Here is a 20,255-nt window from a genome sequence, read left to right on the forward strand (position 1 = left end):
AACCATCAGCCAGATGAGCGATGATCCGCTCATCAGCCTGCCAGCCGTGGCGCGCTGATCATCCCGGCCCATGCCGGAGAACGCGGCGACCAAGGCCGCCACCTACACCACTCCCTGGGACAGGATCGACTTTGCGAGATCAGCATACATTTCGCCGATCTTCGTCGCCTCGGCGAAGAATTCCTCAAAGCTCGCCTTGACGTAGTTGGTCTGGAGCTCGAACGCAGCCTCGACGCTGCGAACGCCCGTTATTTTTTGAACATGCGCGATGCTCTGTTGAAACGACGTCTTCGAATACTCAGTAGCTTCAGTGGCGATCGCCTGGAGACCGTTCGTCCACGCAGAGTAGCCCTTCACAGCCGTCTCGAGGGCTTCTTTGCTCGTTTTGTTTGCATCGGCGAAGTTGAACATTTGGGTGTCTCCTTGATGGCTACCTAATTTATAAGCAGGAGCTTATGTGCATCGCACAAAATGTCAAGACGAGTGTGCGGCGCAGCAAACACGACATGACTCACTCAAAATAGCCGATGGCAATGCGCCCGAGGTATCCGCTGTCGACGGCGTTGATGAAGTCCGGGTGTCGGAGCGCCTCGGGGGGGCGCTGCACGGCCTGCACCGGGCATGCTGTCAAGGCAAAGGTCAACACCAGCACACGAAACATGGCGTAGCCCCCTCTCGGCGTCATCATGGGGATGATCCCACAAGGCGGGTCGGGCGGCGTTCCAAAAGGTCTAGTTCACCTCGAAGCTTCGATGACACGCTTCGGAAGCTATCGCGAGCGCGAACATGAAGTTCGGGACCGTTATGGCCGTCCGTCTCGTCTGCCCCTGCTACTCAGCGCCGTATCGACGAAGCCGTGTGGATCCCCGGTCAACGAAACCACCAGATGCTGCATTTCCAAATAGCGATCGAGTGTCGCATCCTTTGCCCGTCCATTTGGCGCTCAGGTTCTTCGCATGCGCAGTGATGATCCTAGAGTTAACGACTGAACAGCTTGCGCGGGCGTCATGACAACGGCATCAGCAAACTCGGTTTTGTTGCGCAGGCGTGAAAATGCCCGGTCGGAAGTCACAAAGACGTCGCGCTTGGCGTACTCATGCGCCCAGAAGGCCTGGGCGGCGCCCAGGCAATTGCGCCACTTCCAAGCAGCAGCGTTGCGCAGATCCCTTTGATCCAAACCGCTCATTGCCGCAAAGTCGGACCAGCGTGGCGGCGTCGTTGGGAAAAGGGTCGTGAAAATCAGACGCTCGCGACAGACTGCCGCCTCTTCGCTCATGATGCCGAAACCTTGGAACGAAAGGCCGTGCCTTGCGATGGGTCTTAGCAGCGTGATGTCGCCAACACCGATTGCTGTCATCCTTTTCTTGAAATCCGCAAGGCGATCGAAGGGGCGCCCGCCGGGCTGCCGTTCAGAGGCGCTCGAGGCCAACATCGCCAGATCGGCTTCTCCGCGCCTTGCGGCTTCAATCAGTGACAACACGTCGCCCTGGGCTGGCCGGTCCTCGTCGACATCGACCAGACAGTTGGTATCCAGTGTAAAGCTCGGCATCGGTTCACCGTGTTGTGCTGGTTGCCTTGAATGTTAGCGGCAGGTTATTTTTGGGCAAGCCCATGGCAGGTAATGGAGCGTCTCGGATGGGCGCAGCAATTAAAACACGCCCGAACCGGGCCCCGCTGTTCAACTCCTCTGAAAAGTCCTTCCCAGATAAGGTCGTCGTTCCAGTTCAGCGGATTTATGGGACTGCCTGAGGCGAAGCAGGTCCTTGCGGGTGACAAGGCCGACCAAAGTCCCGGTTATCGGATCGGAGATGGGGATTCTCGCAGCATCGGTCGCAATCATGATGTCCGCGATGTGACCAACGGTGTCGTCGGGATGCCCGATCGGGATCGAGGTGTCCGATACCTTGTCAGCCAGGATGTCGGCCCCGACGTTCGGACCTCGCTGCCACCGAAGCGCGTCTGCACGCGAAACCATACCGACAAGCGCACCGGCTTCGTTAACCACCGGATAGGTCCGGTGCGCATCTTCCGCCTCGGCAAAATGGGCACAGACCTCGGTCACCGACATTGTCGCCGGCAACGTGTCGACGGTGCTAACCATGATGTCGCGAGCTCGCGCGAACTCGAAAGGGTCGACACCGTATTCACGGCTGATGTGCTGTCCCCTGCGGGCGATTTTTTCCGTGAGGATCGAGCGCCGCAGCAAGAGGACAGTTACGGCGTAGGCGGCAATCGTGGCTGCCAGCAAGGGGATGAGCGCGTTGAGATCACCAGTAATCTCGATGGCGAAAAACGTTCCCGTCAGCGGAGCGCGCATTGTTCCGCCCATCATCGCCGCCATGCCGAGCAACGCCCAGAATCCCGGATCTCCGGGAAGCACCAGGCCCGTCAGCCATCCAAGGGCGCCTCCAAGGATCAGTAAGGGAGCCAGCACACCACCTGATGTACCGGACGAGAGAGCGATCAGCCAGATCGTGGCCTTCACCAAGAGGATGGCGACCACAGTCGATGTCGGCAGGCTGTTTTTCAGCAACCCTTCAATGACATCGTAGCCGACACCAAGAGCTCGGGGTTCGATCAGGCCACCAAGCCCAACGGCAAGTCCCCCGAGCGCCGGCCACCACATCCAGTGGATCGGCAGGCGCTCGAACAGATCTTCAATCTTGTAGAGGAGAGTCGTGAGCAGCCCGGACTGAAGGCCGGCAATAATCCCCACTCCGGCACAAAGCAGAATATCCCACCACGGAAAATCGATCTGGAAATGCGTCGGGAACAGCGGTCCCGTGCCGAACAACAGCGGTCGCCACGAGATGGCGACGCAAACTGAGACCGCGACGGGAATGAAGCTACGCGGCTTCCATTCGAACAGGAGGAGTTCGACCGCAAGCATGACAGCTGCGACAGGTGAGCCGAAGATCGTCGTCATACCGGACGCCGCCCCTGCGACCAACAGCGTCTTTCGCTCTGCCGCGCTCATATGGAAGAACTGGGCAAACAGCGAACCAATGGCGCCACCGGTCATGATGATTGGCCCCTCGGCCCCGAAAGGTCCTCCCGTACCGATCGAAAGGGCTGACGACAGCGGCTTCAATACCGCGACCTTTGCCGACATACGGCTGCCCCCGATCAGGATGGCCTCTATCGCTTCCGGTATACCGTGCCCGCGGATCTTCTCCGAGCCGAAGCGCGCCATCAGGCCGATGACGAGCCCACCCACCACCGGGATCAGCACCATCCAGGGTGAGAAGATAACGTCGGCTATCCGCGCCTCCTGCGTGCTCACCCGCCCAAACCAGACGATGTTGGTGACAAGCGCAATCAGATTGACGAGGAACCAGGCCGCGAAGGCGCCTCCGGTTCCGACGATGAGCGCCATTCCGATCAACAGCAGCACGCGCCTGTCGGTGGTGAAATCGCCGGCTTCGCGGCGTGCAAGACCGCCCATGAAATCGTGCTGATGCGAACGGGAATGTTTCGGTGACATCGGTATACCTGCTGAGCCGGCGGAACGGTGGGTCTGATCGCCCGCAGCGCTAATATGTCGTAATACGATATAAATCAAGACGGAGTTGGCAGACGGTGCCTAGACGGGTATGGACGTAGCCAGCTGAAACAGTACTGGTGTCAAAGTCTGTGGCCAAGAAACAAGACGCACTTACGGATGCCGACTACGAGGCGCTGGCTAACCTGCGCTACATCCTGCGTCGTTTTATGGACTTCTCGACGTCCGCAGCGCAGCAGGAGGGGCTCCCCAGTCAACAACACCAGGCCCTGCTGTCCATCAAAGGCCATCGCGGCGAAGTGCCCATGACAGTCGGGGTCTTGTCCGAGCGCCTCGTCGTTGCTCGGCACACCGCTTCCGAACTCGTCGAGCGGCTCGTGGGGGCAGGCTATGTGACGCGGGAGACCGATCCGTCCGACAAGCGCCGCCAGACGTTGGCGCTCACCGCCAAGGCCGAAGACGTCCTTACGCGATTGAGCGCCATTCATCTGACCGAGATCCGTCATATGGCTCCGCGCTTGATAGAGCTGCTCGGCAATCTGCAAACGAATGGTCCGTCCGAGGCTTAACCCCAAACCACCGACAGCTTGCTCATTCCAACGACCCAGATTGGACGGCTTCGCCTCGTGACCGCGGGCATGGGACACGAACGCCGCTTTATTTATATCGTGTCACGATATATATTATCCTGTGCGGCATTCTTGTGGTGGCTAACTGGGAGAGTGAGGTGGCAAGCCAAATTGGAACCGGGTAAGGGCGCCGGCATCGCCGGAGCGGCCGGCATTGCCGGTGCGCGCATAACCATCATTGTTTCAGCACTCGGCCCCGGCGGGACTGAACACGTCGTCAGCCTCGTTGCCAGCCACTGGGCGCGGCTTGGCTGCGCCGTCACCGTGATCACGCTTGAAGCGCCGGCCTCCGAACCCTACTACAGGCTCGATCCACGAGTTGCCATCAGGCGGCTCGACGTACCGGTGCAGAAGGCCTCAAAGCTGCACGCCGCCTGGCTGGTAATCCGACGGCTCTATCGCCTGCGTTCGGTGATCCGCAACTCCCGCCCCGATTTCGTCCTGAGCTTTCTCACCCGCACGAATGTGCTGGCGCTGCTGGCAACCAGAGGCTTGGGGTTTCCGGTCATCATATCGGAACGCAACAACCCGGCGGTGCAGCCCTTCGGCCCCCTTTGGAAATGGCTGCAGCTTCGCCTTTATCCGCGCGCATTCGCGCTGGTGACGATGACCAAGGGAGCGCTTGACTACTTCTCGCCAGAGATCCGTCGCCATGGAAGGGTGATCCCCAACGCCATCAACCTGCCCGCCGGCTGGGAAAACAAACGCGGCAACAATGTGCTCACCGCTGTCGGCCGTCTGACACCACAAAAGGGCTTCGATCTGCTGCTGGAGGCCTTCGCCAGGATCGCCGACCGGCACCCCGACTGGAAGCTCGTCATCTGGGGCGAAGGCGAAGCAAGGCGGGAACTGGAAGCTCAACGCGAGGCGCTCGGCCTCAACCACCGAGTGGAAATGCCCGGTCTCACGCCGAAGCCGGGCCTCTGGCTCGAGACCGCCGACGCCTTCGTTCTCTCATCCCGCTACGAGGGCTGGGGCATCGTCCTGCTCGAAGCCATGGCCGCCGGCCTCCCCGTCGTCTCGTTTGCCTGCGACTGGGGCCCGACTGACATGATCGCAGACGGCGAGGACGGTATCCTCGTGCCAAACGGCGACATCACCGCACTCGCGGACGCCCTGTCCGACGTGATGGGCGACGACACCCTCCGCACCCGCCTCGCCGCAAACGCCGAGGCCAACGTCCGGCGCTACGACGCAGACCACGTCCTCTCCCAATGGGACGCTATGGCGCTCTCGGCGCTGGAACAATCCGCCGCGTGCAAAAAGCAGGTGAAGCCCTATCCGGCCAACGCGACAGGTTACTAGACAGCCTGAGGATCGCGGTGTGATGACCTGAATTATCGGCGGCCTGAACGCATTCCAGTCGATACATTATGCGATCCTGGGCGCACAAATCGGAAACAAACACGAAACCGTATGCGGTAATCTGGGGCACGATCGGCTCGACGTTCATTCTGATGCAGCTCGGCGCCCCGAAGGAATTGACCGCGTCGTCTCCGCCATGACTAGATGCTGAGATGGACTAGGACGGTGGCTTGCGATCATGTCGAGGGTAGGCGGCGAAGCGCCCGAAGACAGTGAATGACCTGGGAGGCGAACTCGCGGGCCCTATCAGCATCCTCCTCATTGGCCGCGCGATCTCCGATGTCGAGGTAGCACTCTGCCAGGAATTCACAGAGCGGCAGCGCACTTTCGACTGCCTTTTGTGTCGCCCTCTCCGGACGCGAAGTGGTCAAAAACGGGTGTTCCAGCATCGTTTTTGACCTCAGGTCGGCTTCATTTGAACGAGCCAGTAGGTCGTCGCGCCCGCCCACCGTCGATAGTTCTGCCATCGATTTAAGGAGGTTCGACAACTTCCGCTCGAGGAGCGGCAAATCGCCTTTGTCGACCGAGAGTACCTGGCTTCGTTCCTGATGAAATGCACGCCGCCGCTCGCGTCTCAACGTGGCAACGTGACCGAGTTCCTCCCGGGCCATTCGTTCGGCCGCGTCTCTAATGTCTTGCGACCGGGCATGGGCCGAGACGTAAGACCAGAACACGAACGCGCGTTCCTCGTTGCGAACGGCAATCGAGAACGCGCGGTAGGCGCTCAGCATCTCGGGAGCCACGTTCCCCGCTCCCTCGTCGTCGAACAAATGCTCGGGAGGATGTGTGGAGACCGAGCGCGTTTTGTGTCGAAGCGCGTTCTCCCATTCGCCCACTTTTCTCAAGTGCGCCCGCTCCTCGGCGACCAGCGCGTCGAACACTGCCGCAAGCTCGGGACGTCCCATGGCCTTCATCCTGAGACCGAGGGCGACGTATCCGTCTATCGCTTCCTGTTCCATCGCACCAGCAAGCGCCAACAGCTCGTCCAATGAGGCCAGTTTCCAAGGATCAGAGGTGTTTGACGACATACCAGCTCACTCCTGTCAGGTCTTCCCCTTGCCCGAATATCCACTGTCAGAGAATCGTAAGTTTTTCCAACGAGGAGTTGTCTTTGATCAAGGTTAGGATACATTCTGATCTTGGGACGCAAAGAAATCCTACGGTCAGCGCAATGAACTTTTCACAAAGAGTTCGGTTGTCATTGTTTGCAAACATGCTCGTGCTTGCAGTGGCGTTCGTCGGACTTTTGTTCGGAACCGCAGCATTGGCAGGACAGCTTCCCACTTTTCTTGAAAGAGTCCAGCCGGGTGAGCTTTTTGAAGGGGCCGACCGCTTCGGAGACACCGTGGGTGAACCACCCATCGCGCCGGTCTATCGGGGTGATGACCTGCTCGGGTACGTTTATCTCAATTCCGATTTTACCAGTTCGGTCGGCTATTCCGGCAAGCCTATCCGCATCGCGGTTGGCATCGATCAATCCGGCATTATCAAGGGCTTCAAACTCCTCGAACACCACGAGCCGATCGTCCTGATCGGGATCCCTGAAGCCAAAGTCGTCGCCGCGTTGAATTCGATCATCGGCAAAGATCTTGGACGGGTCGCGGCCGGGGCTGAGCGCCCACCGGAGGTGGATATCGTCAGTGGAGCGACCGTGACGGTTCTCGTCATGGGCGACAGTATCGTCCGCTCGGCCGTCAGCCTCATTAGGAGCAACCGCTTGGCTGGCGGCCACTCGGTCGGCGTTCAACAGGCAACTGCCGTCAAAAAACTCGACCTTTCCAAGGATCAGGCGAGCGACTGGCAAACCCTCCTTGGCGACGGCTCCGTCCGGAGCCTTCGGTTGACGATTGGGGAGGTTTCGAAGGCCTTTCAAGAGGCCGGGCATGCGGAAGCGGCTTCCCATCCGGAGTCCGCAAACCCCGAAAACCGTTTCATCGATCTGTACATCGCGCCGGTGAGCGTGCCCGCGATTGGCAAGACGCTCCTGGGCGACGTCGCATATCAGCGCCTCGCCGGCAAACTCAAGCCGGGACAGTCCGCAATCCTTGTGGCGGGAGACGGAGCATACTCCTTCAAAGGTTCCGGCTACGTCCGAGGCGGCATTTTCGACCGCATCGAGTTGCTGCAGGACGGACAAGGGCTGCGGTTTCGCGATCGAGACCATACCAGGATCGCAGCGCTCGTGCCGTCGGACGCTCCCCGCCTGCGGGAGATCGCTTTGTTCGAAGTGCCGCTGGAATTCGCCTTTGACGCGACTGAGCCGTGGGAACTGGAACTGCTCGTGCAGCGTAGCAGCAGGGGTGCTCGGGACAAATCGGTTATCCCGTTTACGATCGGATACTCGCTTCCCCCCAGTTACTACACCGTCACCAAGGCCGAGGTACCGACGACGCCGGCCCAGACACCGCAGGTGGCGCCCTCCCAGGCTAGCGATCCGAAGTTGACGCCTGACGAAATACCGTTGTGGCAACGCATGTGGGAGATGAACAGCATCTCAATCGCAGTCACAGTCGCAGCTCTCCTTGTCCTGACCGCCATCTTCTTCTTCCAAGACTGGCTCGTCAAAAGGCCGAAATTTTTCGGCTGGCTTCGTACCGGATATCTGGTATTTACGCTCGTCTGGCTCGGTTGGTATGCCAATGCGCAGCTGTCGGTCGTCAACGTCCTCACGTTCACGAACGCGCTGGTCACCAATTTCAGCTGGGAGTTCTTCCTGGCTGCACCGTTGATTTTCATTCTTTGGGCCGCCGTCGCAGCCGGCCTCCTGTTTTGGGGGCGCGGCCCGTTCTGTGGCTGGCTCTGCCCGTTCGGCGCTTTGCAGGAACTGCTGAGCATCGTCGCCAAGCGCCTGAAGGTGCCGCAGGTCACCATCCCCTGGGGACTGCACGAGCGCCTTTGGCCTATCAAATACATCGTCTTCCTCGGGCTTTTCGGCATGTCGTTCTATTCGATGGCCTATGCGGAAATGCTCTCCGAGGTCGAGCCGTTCAAGACCGCGATTATCCTCAAATTCATCCGTGACTGGCCGTTCGTGGTCTTCGCCTTGGCGCTTCTTGCGGCTAGCCTCTTCATCGAGCGATTTTACTGCCGTTACCTCTGCCCGCTGGGGGCGGCACTTGCCATCCCTGGGCGCATCCGCACCTTCGAGTGGTTGAAGCGATGGCCAGAATGCGGCTCTCCCTGCCAGCGTTGCGCGAAAGAGTGCCCGGTACAGGCAATTCATCCGGAAGGCCCGATCAACGTCAACGAGTGCATCTACTGCATGCACTGCCAGGAACTCTATCATGACGACCAGCGCTGTCCGCACATGATCCAGGTGCGGCTCAAGCGCGAAAAATTCATGGCGCTGTCAACGCCCGGATCGAGAGGCGAAAAGACACCGCCGAAGACGCTTGTCACGCATAACGGAGAGCCCGTCACCAACTCGAAATAGGCACGCGGCAAATGTGAGCCGCATCTCAGGAGGCAATACCATGTCGAATGAAGATAAAAACCTGCCCCTTTTCAACCGACGCCAACTACTGGGTACCACCGCCGTGGCCGCGGCCGCAGGAGCGGCTACGGCCACCGGTGCGCTGGGCCTTGCAGGCGGGGCGTCTCCGGCCATGGCCCAGGAGCCGGCGAAGTGGGAGGTCCGCCCCGGCGAGCTCGACGAATACTACACCTTCTTCTCAAGTGGCCAGTCGGGTGAAGTCCGCATCGTCGGCGTTCCCTCGATGCGAGAAATCATGCGCATTCCGGTGTTCAACCGCTGCAGCGCGACGGGATGGGGGCAAACGAATGAGAGCCTGAAGGTCCTCACGGAAAACATGCGACCGGAGACGGTCGAGTTTCTCAAAGATCGCGGCGGCGTCTACCAGAACGGCGACCTTCACCACCCACACCCGTCGTTCACGGACGGCACCTACGACGGCCGTTACCTCTTTGCCAACGACAAATCCAACACACGCGTCTGCCGTATCCGTCTCGACGTCATGAAGTGCGACAAGATCATCGAGCTTCCAAACCAACATACCGTGCACGGGCTGCGCGTCCAGAAGTTCCCCAAGACAGGCTACGTGTTCTGCAACGGCGAAGACGGTGTGCCGATCCCCAATGACGGCAAGGTCCTGGACGATCCAAAGCAGTACCAATCCATTTTCACCGCGGTCGACGGCGAGACAATGAAAGTCGCATGGCAGGTCATGGTCGACGGCAACCTCGACAACGTCGACGCGGACTACCAGGGCAAGTACTGCTATTCGACCTGCTACAACTCGGAGGAGGGAGTAACTCTCGAAGAGATGATGAGCAAGGACATGGACTGGGTCGTCGTGTTCAATCTCAAACGCATCGAAGAAGCGGTCACCAAGGGCGACTACAAGGAGATCGGCGGCGTTCCCGTCATCGATGGCTCCCACGGCTCGAAGTACACCCGCTACATTCCGGTGCCCAACAGTCCTCACGGTATAAATACGGCCCCGGATGGCATCCACTTCGTCGCCAATGGCAAGCTGTCACCGACGGTCACGGTATTCGACGTGCGCAAGTTCGACGACCTCTTCGACGACAAGATCCAGCCGCGCGACACCGTCGTCGCCGAAACAGAACTTGGGCTTGGTCCGTTGCACACGGCCTACGACGGGAGGGGAAACGCCTATACGACGCTCTTCCTCGACAGCCAGGTGTGCAAGTGGAACATCGAGGATGCCATACGGGCGTTTAAGGGCGAGAAGGTCAATCCGATCCGCCAGAAGTTGGATGTCCATTATCAGCCCGGGCACAACCACTCCTCGATGGGCCAGACCAAGGAGGCCGACGGCAAGTGGCTCATCTCGCTTAACAAGTTCTCGAAAGATCGCTACCTCAACGCCGGCCCGCTGAAGCCGGAGAGCGATCAGCTGATCGACATCTCAGGGGATGAAATGGTGCTCGTCCACGACAACCCGACCTTCGCCGAGCCCCACGACGCAACAATCGTGCACGCGTCCAAGATCAACCCGGTTCACGTGTGGAACCGTGAGGACCCCTTCTTCGCAGACGCCGTCGCTCAAGCCAAAAAAGACAATATCGACCTCATGGTGGACTCCGAGGTGAAGCGCGATGGCGACAAGGTGCGCGTCTATATGACGTCGGCGGCTCCCGCGTTCGGGCTTGAGTCCTTCACCGTCAAGGAGGGCGACGAGGTGACCGTTTACGTCACCAACATCGACGAGGTCGAGGACCTGACTCACGGCTTCTGCATCGTCAATTACGGTATCAACATGGAGATCGGGCCGCAGGCGACGGCGTCAGTGACTTTCAAGGCCTCCAAGCCCGGGGTCTACTGGTACTATTGCACATGGTTCTGCCATGCGATGCACATGGAAATGAAGGGACGCATGATGGTCGAACCGAAGTCGGTATGATGAGGCGCGTGATGATCACAGCGATGGTGGCCTTCTGGGTCGCCATCGCCACCCCCGCCGAGGCCGCGGAGCGGACGGTCACGCCCGTCGATGACCTGGCATCGATCATCGAGGCGGCATCACCGGGGGACCGCATCATATTGCGTCCGGGCAAGTACAAGGGTCCCGTGAAAATCACCAAGTCCGTGACGCTGGAAGGCGAACCCGGCGCTGCGATCATGGGCGACGGAAAAGGCACCGTCGTCACCATCGACGCGGCCGGCGTAACACTCCGTGGTCTTGAAATCAGCGGTTCGGGCACGAACCTCGAAGGCATGGACTCAGGCGTGTTTGCCACCGAGAACGCAACAGGCGCGCTTATCGAACGCAACAGCGTTACCGGGAACCTCTACGGGATCTACGTCCACGGGGCCGCCGATTCCTTGGTCCGTAAAAACACGGTCATCGGCCTGAAGAAGGGCCACATGAGCGAGTTGGGCAACGGGATCGCGGTTTGGAACGCGCCGGGCGCCAAGATCATCGATAACGACGTCAGCTTCGGCCGCGACGGCATCTTCACGATCGCAAGCAAACGCAATGTGTTCAGTGGCAATAAATTCCACGACGTGCGTTTCGCGATCCATTACATGTACACCAACAACAGCGAGATCCGCGGCAACACGTCTATAGGAAACGCCGTCGGCTACGCGCTGATGTTCTCCAACAAGCTGAAAGTCGTCGGCAACGTGTCTGACGGCGACCGCGATCATGGCCTCGTGCTGAATTTCGCCAACGGATCGCAAATAGAGGGGAACACCGTCATTGGGCGGATGCAGCCCCAGAGCCGATGGACAACCGCCGGAAATCACGACCCCGCTGACAAAATGCCTTCCGATGACAGCCCAACGAGCCCCAACGCCAACCTTTCGGGCGAGCGCTTGGGTCCCGAGAAGTGCGTTTTCATCTACAACGCCAACAAGAACCGGCTGAAGGGCAACAGGTTTGACGGCTGTTCGATCGGCATTCACTTTACGGCCGGCTCGGAGGGTAATTCGATAAGCGGAAACGCCTTCATCAACAACCGCAATCAGGTCAAATACGTGGGAACTCGGTATCTCGATTGGTCGGTCGACGGCCACGGCAATTACTGGAGCGACAATCCGGCGTTTGATCTCGATGGCGACGGGCTCGGTGACAACGCCTATCGTCCAAACGATGTCATGGACAAGGTGATGTGGACCGCTCCCCAGGCCAAGGTGCTGGCCACCAGCCCCGCAGTCCAGGTCATCCGCTGGGCTCAGGCTCAATTCCCGGCCCTTCTACCGGGCGGCGTCGTAGACAGCCATCCCCTGATGGCACCCCCCACCCAAGGGAGGCCGGCGCAATGAATGTCACGACGGTGGCAGTATCCGGGGTCGCCAAGCGCTATGGCAGCGTCGAAGCCGTCAGGGATGTTACGTTCGAGCTCACAGAAGGGGAAACGGTCGCGCTTGTCGGCCACAACGGGGCTGGCAAGACGACACTGATCAAACTCATGCTTGGGCTCATTCGCCCCTCGACGGGCAGCGTGCTCGTTCTCGGCGAGGATCCGGCCAAGGGCGACTTCGAGGTCCGCAGGCGGCTTGGCTACCTGCCGGAAAGCGTTTCCTTCCACATGGCCCTGACGGGGCGCGAAACGCTGGCCTTCTACGCCCGCCTCAAGCGCGTCGAGGTCTCCTCGGTGCCTGAGCTTCTGGAGCAGGTTGGTCTGGCTCCGGTTGCCGCCGACCGTCCGGTTCGGACCTATTCAAAGGGGATGCGGCAGAGACTGGGACTGGCGCAGGCACTGCTTGGCCACCCGCGGGTCCTGCTTCTGGACGAACCTACGAGCGGTCTCGATCCGGCTCTTCGTCGGCGATTCTACGACATCCTGGACGGATTGCGCTCCGCTGGAACCACAATCCTTCTTTCGTCACACGCATTGACCGAACTCGAAGGCCGTGCCGATCGCGTGGTGATCGTCAACGAAGGCGTCAAGGTCGCTGATGGATCGCTGGACACATTGCGCGGTTTGGCTCAGCTACCCACGCGCGTGAGTGTCAGGCTTGCCAACGGCAAATCGACCGCTGACTGGAATGCAGGAGGTGGATGGAGGATCACGGGCGTCGATACCGTCGAGACCGAGGTGGCAATGGACGAAAAAGTCGCACTCCTTCGGGAGGTCACAGCCAACCCTGCGGAGGTTGCCGGGCTGCAACTCGTCGAGCCGACATTGGACGACCTCTATGCCCATTTTCTTGGCGGGCGGAAGGCGGCCGAATGAAGAACATTCTTATTATGGCCCGCAAGGAGATCCGGGAAGGCTTGCGCAATCGATGGGTGCTCGGAGCTACCCTTCTCCTTGCAGCATTGGCGCTCACCCTCACCGCACTGGGGAGCGCGCCGACCGGGAATGTCGGGGTCAACCAACTCGACGTTGTCATCGTCAGTCTTTCCAGCCTGACCATCTTTCTCGTGCCGTTGATCGCGCTCCTGCTCTCGCACGACGCGATCGTAGGCGAGATGGAGCGCGGCACCATGCTGCTGCTTCTAAGCTATCCGATTGGACGCAATCAGGTCATTCTCGGCAAGTTCCTCGGCCACATTGCCATCCTCTCGTTTGCGACGCTCTGCGGCTATGGTGCCGCCGCCCTGGCGCTCGCTATCACGGGAGGCAACATCGACACGGGCAGTTGGTGGGCCTTCCTCAACATGCTCGGATCGTCGGTGCTCCTAGGGGCGGTATTCGTCGCGATCGGATACCTCGCCAGTGCGATCGTCAGCGAGCGGAGCACGGCGGGCGGGATAGCTATCGGCATCTGGCTGCTTTTTGTCCTGATTTACGACATGGCGTTGCTCGGCGCACTGGTCGCGGCGGGAGGGCATGCTATCCCGTCAGGCCTGCTGGATGCGGTTTTGCTATTCAATCCAACCGACGCTTACCGGATGCTCAACCTCGGTTCGGGAGAGGCGAGCGCCTTTTCGGGTCTGGGCGGTGTCGCCGAGCATTCCGGGCTTAATGCCGCGATGATGGTCGGCGCACTGGCTGCGTGGACCATCGTGCCGCTAGCGCTCGCCGCGGCAGTATTTTCGAGGAGGGAGCTATGAGACGCGCTTTGGTGGCCGCGGCACTCCTGTCGGCCTTTCTGCTCGCAAGCTGCAAGGAAGAGCAAAAGGCTCCTCCGCCCGCACCGTACGCGCTGACGTCCGAAGCGACAGGCAGATACTGCGGAATGAACGTGCTCGAACACCCAGGACCCAAGGGGCAGATCATTTTGGATGCGCAAGTTCCCGAACCCATCTGGTTTTCGTCCGCTCGCGACGCCTTGGCGTTCACCATGCTGCCGGAGGAGCCGAAGGACATCGCGGCGATCTACGTCTCCGACATGAGCAAGGCGCCAAGCTGGGAGAAGCCCGGAGAAAACAACTGGATTGACGCCCGCAAGGCTTTCTACGTCATCGGCAGCTCTTTGCGGGGCGGCATGGGCGCGGAAGAGGCTGTGCCGTTCGGCACAGAGGAAGCGGCGCAACAATTTTCCGTCAAGAACGGCGGGCGCGTCGTCCCGTTCGGCGAGGTCCCGCAGGACTACGTGCTGGGTGCAGGCGGTGTCGACGCCACGACAACCAGCCCCGACGCCGAGGAAAGTGTGGAAGGGCACAACCATGGCTAAAGGATATACTCGACGCCGCGCAATCGCGATTTTCGCCGCAGCTGCCGGTTTGCCCCTCCTGACTGCCGCAAAGGCAGCATCAAGCACCGTCACCTGGAAGGGACAGGCTCTCGGCGCGCCAGCGACACTGATCCTCAATCATGAAGACCGCGCGCGAGCCGAACGATTGATCGACACAGTCGTCGCCGAGGTCACAAGACTGGAACGCGCGTTCAGCCTCTATCGTGACGATACCGCGCTTTCCGAGTTGAACCGCGTCGGCGCTCTGGTCGCTCCCCCGCAAGACCTTGTGGCGCTGCTTGGCTCCTGCCAAGAATTTTGGAACATGAGTGACGGCGGGTTCGATCCCACTATACAGCCGCTGTGGTCGCTATACCGAGACCACTTCACGCGGCCCAAGGCGGACCCATCCGGCCCTTCAGCCGAAAAGATCAGGGACACGCTCGACGCCGTTGGCTTCGAAGGGATCAGGTTCGATCGGGATCGCATCGTCCTGACTCGACCGAAGATGGCACTGACCTTGAATGGCATCGCCCAAGGCTACGTCACGGACAGGATCGTGGACTTGCTGCGAGACGCCGGGGTAACTAGCAGTCTCGTGAACATGGGGGAAAATCGCGCTGTAGGCTCGAGGTTGGATGGAACGCCCTGGCGGATCGGCCTAGCAGAGCGACAGGACGACGCGTTTCCCGACGTCGTTCTCGACGTGATCGACAAGGCTGTCGCGACCTCCAGTGGCATGGGTTTCCACTTCGACAAGGCCCAGCGTTTCAGCCATATCCTTGATCCGCGCACCGGAGGAGCAGCTGCATTGTACAGGCGTGTGACCGTCATCGCCGATGATGCGACCACCGCCGATGCTCTGTCGACGGCATTCAGCTTGATGGATGAGACCATTATCCGATCCACGTTAGACCGCAGATCAGGCGTACTGGTTGATCTTGTCCGGGCGGACGGCGGCCATCGCCGTTTCGAAACACGAGCCTGAGGACGCACAACGCGGATGCTCGCATTTTCCATAGCGCAATCACACCAATCTCAACGGAGTACTTGACCATGCACCTTCTGAAAAATCTGGCTGCGGCAACTTTGCTCACAATGATCGCAGTTCCGGCCGCAGCTGCGGACTTCGAGGTTCATATGATGAACAAGGGCCCTGACGGGGTGATGGTATTCGAGCCTGCGCTGACGAAGGTGCAGCCAGGTGACACGATCACCTTCCTTCCCACCGACAAGGGTCACAACGCTGAAACGATGAAGGGTTTGATCCCGGAAGGAGCCGAAGCCTTCAAGAGCAAGATCAACGACACTTTGAAACAGGCGTTCACGGTGCCAGGAGCCTATGTGATCAAGTGCACGCCGCATTTTTCGATGGGCATGGTTGCCGTCGTCGTGGTTGGGGACTCTCCGGCGAACCTCGATTCGATCAAGTCTGCGAAACTCCCGAAGAAGGCCCGCGAACGGGTCGACAAGGCGCTTTCGCAACTCTAGGCTTGCTCCAAGAGAAAACCGGCGGGCGACGAGATCACAAAGCTCGCCGGCTTCTCCCGCACGATCGGCCGCATTGGCGTCTTGGCTTCGCCGCCCCACCGGCTCGCTCTTGCTTTTGAAGCCCGGCGATCAACAGTCGCCGAGTTTCCTCCATTGCCTGCCGCCGCGAGACCTGAACAATGACGACCGGCGTATCGACTATTTCAGAACTCGATGGGGTGCCTCACGTTCGGCTGCCACCGGCCGTTCAGTTTGCCGAGTCTGTCTGTGGCCGCCGCGCCCTCCTGGCTTTCCACTGGCCACAAGCAACCAGGGTGCAATAGCCCCGTCAGACCACTCTAATCAACGCCTCTATCGCATCCTTCCAAGATAGGGCCGCCGTTCCAATTCAGCGGATTTCTGGGATTGCCTGAGTCGGAGAAGGTCCTTGCGGGTGACAAGGCCGACCAAGGTGCCGGATAGCGGATCCGTGATGGGTATCCTCGCAGCATCGGTCGCAATCATGATGTCCGCGATGTGACCAACAGTGTCGTCGGGATGCCCGATCGGGATCGAGGTGTCCGATACCTTGTCTGCCAGCATGTCGGCCCCAATGTCCGGACCTCGCTGCCACCGAAGCGCATCTGAACGCGAAACCATACCGACAAGCGCGCCGGCCCCGTCAACGACCGGATAGGTCCGGTGTGCCTCATCCGCCGCGGCGAAATGCGCACACACCTCCGCCACCGACATCGTCGCCGGCAAGGTGTCGACTGTGCTGACCATAATGTCGCGAGCCCGGGCGAACTCAAAAGGGTCGACACCGTATTCACGGCTGATGTGCTGTCCTCTCCGCGCAATCTTCTCCGTCAGGATCGAGCGCCTCAGCAGGAGCACAGTCACGGCGTAGGCGGCAATCGTGGCGGCCAGCAAGGGTATGAGCGTGCTGAGATCGCCGGTGATCTCGATCGCGAAAAACGTTCCGGTCAACGGCGCGCGCATCGTGCCACCCATCATCGCCGCCATGCCGAGAAGCGCCCAGAATCCCGGATCTCCGGGAAGCATCAAGCCCGTCAGCCATCCTAGTGCGCCTCCGAGGATCAGCAACGGCGCCAGCACACCGCCCGATGTGCCCGACGAGAGAGCGATGAGCCAGATCGTGGCCTTGACCAAGAGAATGGCGATGACCGTCGATGTTGGCCAGCTGTTTTCGAGCAGCCCCTCGATCACGTCGTAACCGACACCGAGAGCATGTGGCTCGACTAGGCCACCGAGCCCAACGGCAAGACCTCCGAGCGCCGGCCACCACATCCAGTGGATCGGCAGGCGCTCGAACAGATCTTCAATCTTGTAGAGGAGAGTCGTGAGCAGCCCGGACTGAAGGCCGGCAATAATCCCCACTCCGGCACAAAGCAGAATATCCCACCACGGAAAATCGATCTGGAAATGCGTCGGGAACAGCGGTCCACTTCCGAACAGCAGCGGTCGCCAGGAGATGGCAACGCAGGCTGAGACTGCCACGGGAATGAAGCTGCGGGGCTTCCATTCAAACAGGAGGAGTTCGACCGCAAGCATGACGGCTGCGACAGGTGAGCCGAAGATTGTCGTCATGCCGGCCGCCGCCCCTGCGACCAACAAGGTCTTTCGCTCTGCCGCACTCAAATGGAAAAACTGGGCAAAAAGCGAACCAATCGCGCCACCGGTCATGATGATCGGCCCCTCGGCCCCGAACGGGCCTCCCGTGCCGATCGAAAGCGCCGACGACAGCGGTTTCAACACGGCAACCTTCGCTGACATGCGACTGCCGCCGATAACGATGGCTTCTATCGCTTCGGGGATACCATGCCCGCGGATCTTCTCCGATCCGAAACGCGCCATCAGGCCAATGACGAGCCCTCCAACCACCGGGATCAAGGCCATCCAGGGCGAGAAGATCACGTCGGCTATCCGCGCTTCCCCGATGCTCACCCGCCCAAACCAGACGATGTTGGTGACGAGAGCAATCAGATTGACGAGGAACCAGGCCGCGAACGCGCCACCGGTTGCGACGATTATCGCCATTCCGATCAACAGGAGCACGCGCCGGTCGGTGGTGAAATCACCAGCTTCGCGGCGAGCAAGGCCGCCCATGAAATCGTGCTGGTGCGGACGGGAAGGTTTTGACGACATCGGGAAACCTGTGTGGCGGCTGAACAGAGGGTGCGATCGCCCGCAGCGCACATATATCGCAATGCGATATAAATCAAGTCGGTGTTGGCAGCTCGTCCCGCGAGCGCTATGCACATAGCCCGTGAAACACTCCTGGTGCCAAAGTCTGTGACCAAGAAACAAGACGCACTCACCGATGCCGACTACGAGGCGCTTGCCAACCTGCGCTACGCCCTGCGGCGTTTTACGGATTTTTCGACGTCGGCAGCACAGCACGAGGGGCTCCCAAGTCAGCAACATCAGGCCCTGCTGGCCATCAAAGGCCATCGCGGCGAAGCTCCCATGACGGTCGGAGACTTGTCCGAGCGCCTGGTCGTTGCCCGGCACACCGCTTCCGAACTCGTCGAGCGGCTCGTGGGGGCCGGCTATGTCACGCGTGAGCTCGATCCGCATGACAGTCGCCGCCAGACGCTTGCGCTTACTGCGAAGGCGGAAGACATCCTTACGCGATTGAGCGCCATTCATCTGACCGAGATCCGGGAGATGGCCCCGCGCTTGATAGAGCTGCTTAACGATCTCCAGATTAAAGGCCCACTCTGAGAGCCTTTATCAACTGCGTGCGCGCAATTGCTCATCCCGGCCCAGTTCCTGCTTTGAACTATTCCGCCTTCGTCACCCGGAGAAGCGGGAGTAAACCGACGCTTTATTTATGTCGCATTACGACATATATTGCAACGTGCGGGATTGTCGGAGTGCCCGATTGATCTCTTCCCGCCAAATGAGGAGCAGTGTAAGCGACAAGCCGGGGCCGTTCAGGCGGCGTAGGTGATGGCCTGGGGTCTGATAGCTCGCTCGACAATGTTGGAGTCGAGCTCGACACGGCCGTCGGTCAGGAAGCGCTCGAATATGTCGCGACGCGATATGGCATACCAGAGAGCTTCGGCGAGTTTGGATTTTCCCGACACCCGCGGCAAAGTTGCTGCCAGAGTGTAAAGAGGTCACGGACTGGAGTTGCGGTCTCCAAAGTCCCCGATCATTGTACTCTCCGGTTGGCCGACTTTTTTACTCTTCCGCGGCCGGCAAACAACAGATGACGCTAACACTAGCGTTGGCAGATGGTTAAATGCAAGTGCTTGTTATTCCTGTATAAAACTGGCGCACCGAACAGGATGAAATTGGGAGCAGATACAGCATTGTAGTAGCTATATAATTTTCTGATGCAGTCAAAAACCAAGATGCGCAAATTCCTACGTCCTGATCGGGACAATGCCGCCTGCCGCCATCTCGGCGGCCTTAATCGGCTTCAGTCGTTCGATATGCGGCTGCATTCGCTTCATGACCCGTACCAACGGATCGCCTTCAAGCCACATAGGTCCAGGAGCAACGCCCGCTGTCTTACTGTGATGGTCAAACCACGCGATCAACTCGGGTGTCGGGTTCGAATGAAACATGATACGGATGAGTGTGTCGCGGTCAGCGGAGTAGCCACCAAGCGCGTATATATCGCTGCTGTTGAGACTATCGATCTCCAATACAACCTCGGATTGTGTTCCGCCGTAGCGCCCGGCTCCATCGGCACACCCCGTGATGAAGCCCCTCTCGCGATCTAAGGCGATTAAAAAATCGTCGGACCGATACAAGGTGTCGAGGTTTAGGATGATGCTGCCGGCGGGCGGTTTGAGCGCAACGATGACGCCCTGCCATCCTTCAGGTGGCACGCCACCTTTGAATGTTTTGGCAATTGCCGGAGAGAGGGTCCAAGCTGACATCATTTCAGGAAGGTTGCGCTCGGCGATTAGATCCCAGACGGATCCCTTTTCCAGTGCGATCTGGCGATAAGTTACCAGGTTACACTGACGAAACCGCTCGTCGATCTCCGCGGACAACTCTTTCAGACGCTGTCGTTTTGCATTTAATCGGGTTCTTCCTCAATTTCTGTGGTTAACAGAGTGTTAGCGCCTCGACTGCTATCTGCGGGGATGCGAGCGCAATTGAAATGGTCACCCGGCCCAGGGGTCAAGGTTCTGGGTATTACCGTTCAAGATGAAGAAAACTGGGTTGTTTCTGCCGCTGCGAAACCTGTCGG

Annotated in this window: 18 protein-coding genes and 1 pseudogene; 11 read left to right on the forward strand and 8 right to left on the reverse strand. The window is 59.7% G+C overall.

Translation table 11 applies throughout. The features are described 5' to 3' along the window. Positions 1 to 102: 102 nt before the first annotated feature. The 4 genes from IB277_RS36805 to IB277_RS36820 all read right to left on the reverse strand — a co-directional run bounded on the left by IB277_RS36805 (position 103) and on the right by IB277_RS36820 (position 3,484). Positions 103 to 411: a phasin family protein gene (locus IB277_RS36805; protein WP_192373258.1), complete on the reverse strand. Its 309-nt coding sequence runs from the start codon at positions 409 to 411 to the stop codon at positions 103 to 105. Positions 412 to 511: 100 nt separating this feature from the next. Then, positions 512 to 688 carry a hypothetical protein gene (locus IB277_RS36810; RefSeq protein WP_162770674.1) on the reverse strand — a complete coding sequence of 59 codons (177 nt, stop codon included), beginning with the start codon at positions 686 to 688 and terminating at the stop codon, positions 512 to 514. Positions 689 to 943: 255 nt separating this feature from the next. Further along, positions 944 to 1,549 carry a hypothetical protein gene (locus tag IB277_RS36815; RefSeq protein ID WP_192373260.1) on the reverse strand — a complete coding sequence of 202 codons (606 nt, stop codon included), beginning with the start codon at positions 1,547 to 1,549 and terminating at the stop codon, positions 944 to 946. A 129-nt stretch (positions 1,550 to 1,678) separates the two neighbouring features. Next, entirely contained in the window at positions 1,679 to 3,484 is a 1,806-nt protein-coding gene (locus tag IB277_RS36820; RefSeq protein ID WP_192373262.1) for a chloride channel protein, read from the reverse strand. A 149-nt stretch (positions 3,485 to 3,633) separates the two neighbouring features. Here IB277_RS36820 and IB277_RS36825 point away from each other — a divergent pair, with 149 nt between their 5' ends. Both IB277_RS36825 and IB277_RS36830 read left to right on the forward strand, forming a co-directional pair. Further along, positions 3,634 to 4,071, forward strand: coding sequence for a MarR family winged helix-turn-helix transcriptional regulator (locus IB277_RS36825; RefSeq protein WP_371813770.1), 438 nt, complete (start codon positions 3,634 to 3,636; stop codon positions 4,069 to 4,071). A gap of 171 nt (positions 4,072 to 4,242) precedes the next feature. Further along, positions 4,243 to 5,436, forward strand: coding sequence for a glycosyltransferase family 4 protein (locus IB277_RS36830; RefSeq protein ID WP_246812912.1), 1,194 nt, complete (start codon positions 4,243 to 4,245; stop codon positions 5,434 to 5,436). Positions 5,437 to 5,672: 236 nt separating this feature from the next. Here the strand turns inward: IB277_RS36830 and IB277_RS36835 are convergent, their stop codons facing one another. Then, positions 5,673 to 6,524, reverse strand: a complete 852-nt coding sequence (locus IB277_RS36835; RefSeq protein ID WP_112597232.1) for a ferritin family protein — start codon at positions 6,522 to 6,524, stop codon at positions 5,673 to 5,675. Between the two features lie 143 nt (positions 6,525 to 6,667). Here IB277_RS36835 and IB277_RS36840 point away from each other — a divergent pair, with 143 nt between their 5' ends. From IB277_RS36840 to IB277_RS36875, 8 genes are all read left to right on the forward strand, one after another. Continuing rightward, positions 6,668 to 8,929 (forward strand): NosR/NirI family protein, encoded by a 2,262-nt coding sequence (locus IB277_RS36840; RefSeq protein WP_192373266.1) that lies wholly within the window; start codon positions 6,668 to 6,670, stop codon positions 8,927 to 8,929. Between the two features lie 40 nt (positions 8,930 to 8,969). Further along, a complete protein-coding gene (gene nosZ, locus IB277_RS36845) occupies positions 8,970 to 10,883 on the forward strand; it encodes a TAT-dependent nitrous-oxide reductase (RefSeq protein WP_112597229.1) in 1,914 nt (637 codons plus the stop codon). Positions 10,884 to 10,894: 11 nt separating this feature from the next. Continuing rightward, positions 10,895 to 12,250 (forward strand): nitrous oxide reductase family maturation protein NosD, encoded by a 1,356-nt coding sequence (locus IB277_RS36850; protein ID WP_162702335.1) that lies wholly within the window; start codon positions 10,895 to 10,897, stop codon positions 12,248 to 12,250. Beyond that, on the forward strand, positions 12,247 to 13,164 hold the full coding sequence (locus tag IB277_RS36855; protein ID WP_060586042.1) for an ABC transporter ATP-binding protein: 918 nt from the start codon (positions 12,247 to 12,249) through the stop codon (positions 13,162 to 13,164). The genes IB277_RS36850 and IB277_RS36855 overlap by 4 nt, the downstream gene beginning before the upstream one ends. After that, on the forward strand, positions 13,161 to 13,988 hold the full coding sequence (locus IB277_RS36860; RefSeq protein WP_060586044.1) for an ABC transporter permease: 828 nt from the start codon (positions 13,161 to 13,163) through the stop codon (positions 13,986 to 13,988). The genes IB277_RS36855 and IB277_RS36860 overlap by 4 nt, the downstream gene beginning before the upstream one ends. Continuing rightward, positions 13,985 to 14,551: a nitrous oxide reductase accessory protein NosL gene (locus IB277_RS36865; protein WP_060586046.1), complete on the forward strand. Its 567-nt coding sequence runs from the start codon at positions 13,985 to 13,987 to the stop codon at positions 14,549 to 14,551. Before IB277_RS36860 ends, IB277_RS36865 begins: the two co-directional genes overlap by 4 nt. Then, the gene (locus tag IB277_RS36870; protein ID WP_192373268.1) at positions 14,544 to 15,539 is read left to right on the forward strand and encodes an FAD:protein FMN transferase; all 996 of its coding nucleotides are present in this window, start codon (positions 14,544 to 14,546) and stop codon (positions 15,537 to 15,539) included. The genes IB277_RS36865 and IB277_RS36870 overlap by 8 nt, the downstream gene beginning before the upstream one ends. A gap of 77 nt (positions 15,540 to 15,616) precedes the next feature. Next, positions 15,617 to 16,042, forward strand: a complete 426-nt coding sequence (locus IB277_RS36875; protein ID WP_112597271.1) for a pseudoazurin — start codon at positions 15,617 to 15,619, stop codon at positions 16,040 to 16,042. Positions 16,043 to 16,393: 351 nt separating this feature from the next. Here the strand turns inward: IB277_RS36875 and IB277_RS36880 are convergent, their stop codons facing one another. Then, positions 16,394 to 18,190, reverse strand: coding sequence for a chloride channel protein (locus IB277_RS36880; protein WP_192373270.1), 1,797 nt, complete (start codon positions 18,188 to 18,190; stop codon positions 16,394 to 16,396). 147 nt (positions 18,191 to 18,337) lie between these two features. Here IB277_RS36880 and IB277_RS36885 point away from each other — a divergent pair, with 147 nt between their 5' ends. Continuing rightward, complete coding sequence (locus IB277_RS36885; protein WP_371813771.1) at positions 18,338 to 18,769, forward strand: MarR family winged helix-turn-helix transcriptional regulator; 432 nt, start codon at positions 18,338 to 18,340, stop codon at positions 18,767 to 18,769. A gap of 212 nt (positions 18,770 to 18,981) precedes the next feature. On the opposite strand, the pseudogene IB277_RS36890 reads toward IB277_RS36885, so the two are convergent. Beyond that, positions 18,982 to 19,175 (reverse strand): annotated as a pseudogene (locus IB277_RS36890) (transposase); the annotation flags it as partial. Between the two features lie 241 nt (positions 19,176 to 19,416). Then, positions 19,417 to 20,055: a hypothetical protein gene (locus IB277_RS36895; protein WP_060581911.1), complete on the reverse strand. Its 639-nt coding sequence runs from the start codon at positions 20,053 to 20,055 to the stop codon at positions 19,417 to 19,419. Between the last annotated feature and the right edge of the window lie 200 nt (positions 20,056 to 20,255).

It is taken from the genome of Ensifer sp. ENS07, from assembly GCF_014852185.1.
GTDB lineage: Bacteria > Pseudomonadota > Alphaproteobacteria > Rhizobiales > Rhizobiaceae > Ensifer > Ensifer adhaerens.

Bases quoted from the DNA above. Each gene is read 5' to 3' on its own strand.
- IB277_RS36805 (WP_192373258.1), bottom strand. From the start codon at position 411: ATGTTCAACTTCGCCGATGCAAACAAAACGAGCAAAGAAGCCCTCGAG.
- IB277_RS36810 (WP_162770674.1), bottom strand. From the start codon at position 688: ATGATGACGCCGAGAGGGGGCTACGCCATGTTTCGTGTGCTGGTGTTG.
- IB277_RS36815 (WP_192373260.1), bottom strand. From the start codon at position 1,549: ATGCCGAGCTTTACACTGGATACCAACTGTCTGGTCGATGTCGACGAG.
- IB277_RS36820 (WP_192373262.1), bottom strand. From the start codon at position 3,484: ATGTCACCGAAACATTCCCGTTCGCATCAGCACGATTTCATGGGCGGT.
- IB277_RS36835 (WP_112597232.1), bottom strand. From the start codon at position 6,524: ATGTCGTCAAACACCTCTGATCCTTGGAAACTGGCCTCATTGGACGAG.
- IB277_RS36840 (WP_192373266.1), top strand. From the start codon at position 6,668: ATGAACTTTTCACAAAGAGTTCGGTTGTCATTGTTTGCAAACATGCTC.
- nosZ (WP_112597229.1), top strand. From the start codon at position 8,970: ATGTCGAATGAAGATAAAAACCTGCCCCTTTTCAACCGACGCCAACTA.
- IB277_RS36850 (WP_162702335.1), top strand. From the start codon at position 10,895: ATGATCACAGCGATGGTGGCCTTCTGGGTCGCCATCGCCACCCCCGCC.
- IB277_RS36855 (WP_060586042.1), top strand. From the start codon at position 12,247: ATGAATGTCACGACGGTGGCAGTATCCGGGGTCGCCAAGCGCTATGGC.
- IB277_RS36860 (WP_060586044.1), top strand. From the start codon at position 13,161: ATGAAGAACATTCTTATTATGGCCCGCAAGGAGATCCGGGAAGGCTTG.
- IB277_RS36865 (WP_060586046.1), top strand. From the start codon at position 13,985: ATGAGACGCGCTTTGGTGGCCGCGGCACTCCTGTCGGCCTTTCTGCTC.
- IB277_RS36870 (WP_192373268.1), top strand. From the start codon at position 14,544: ATGGCTAAAGGATATACTCGACGCCGCGCAATCGCGATTTTCGCCGCA.
- IB277_RS36880 (WP_192373270.1), bottom strand. From the start codon at position 18,190: ATGTCGTCAAAACCTTCCCGTCCGCACCAGCACGATTTCATGGGCGGC.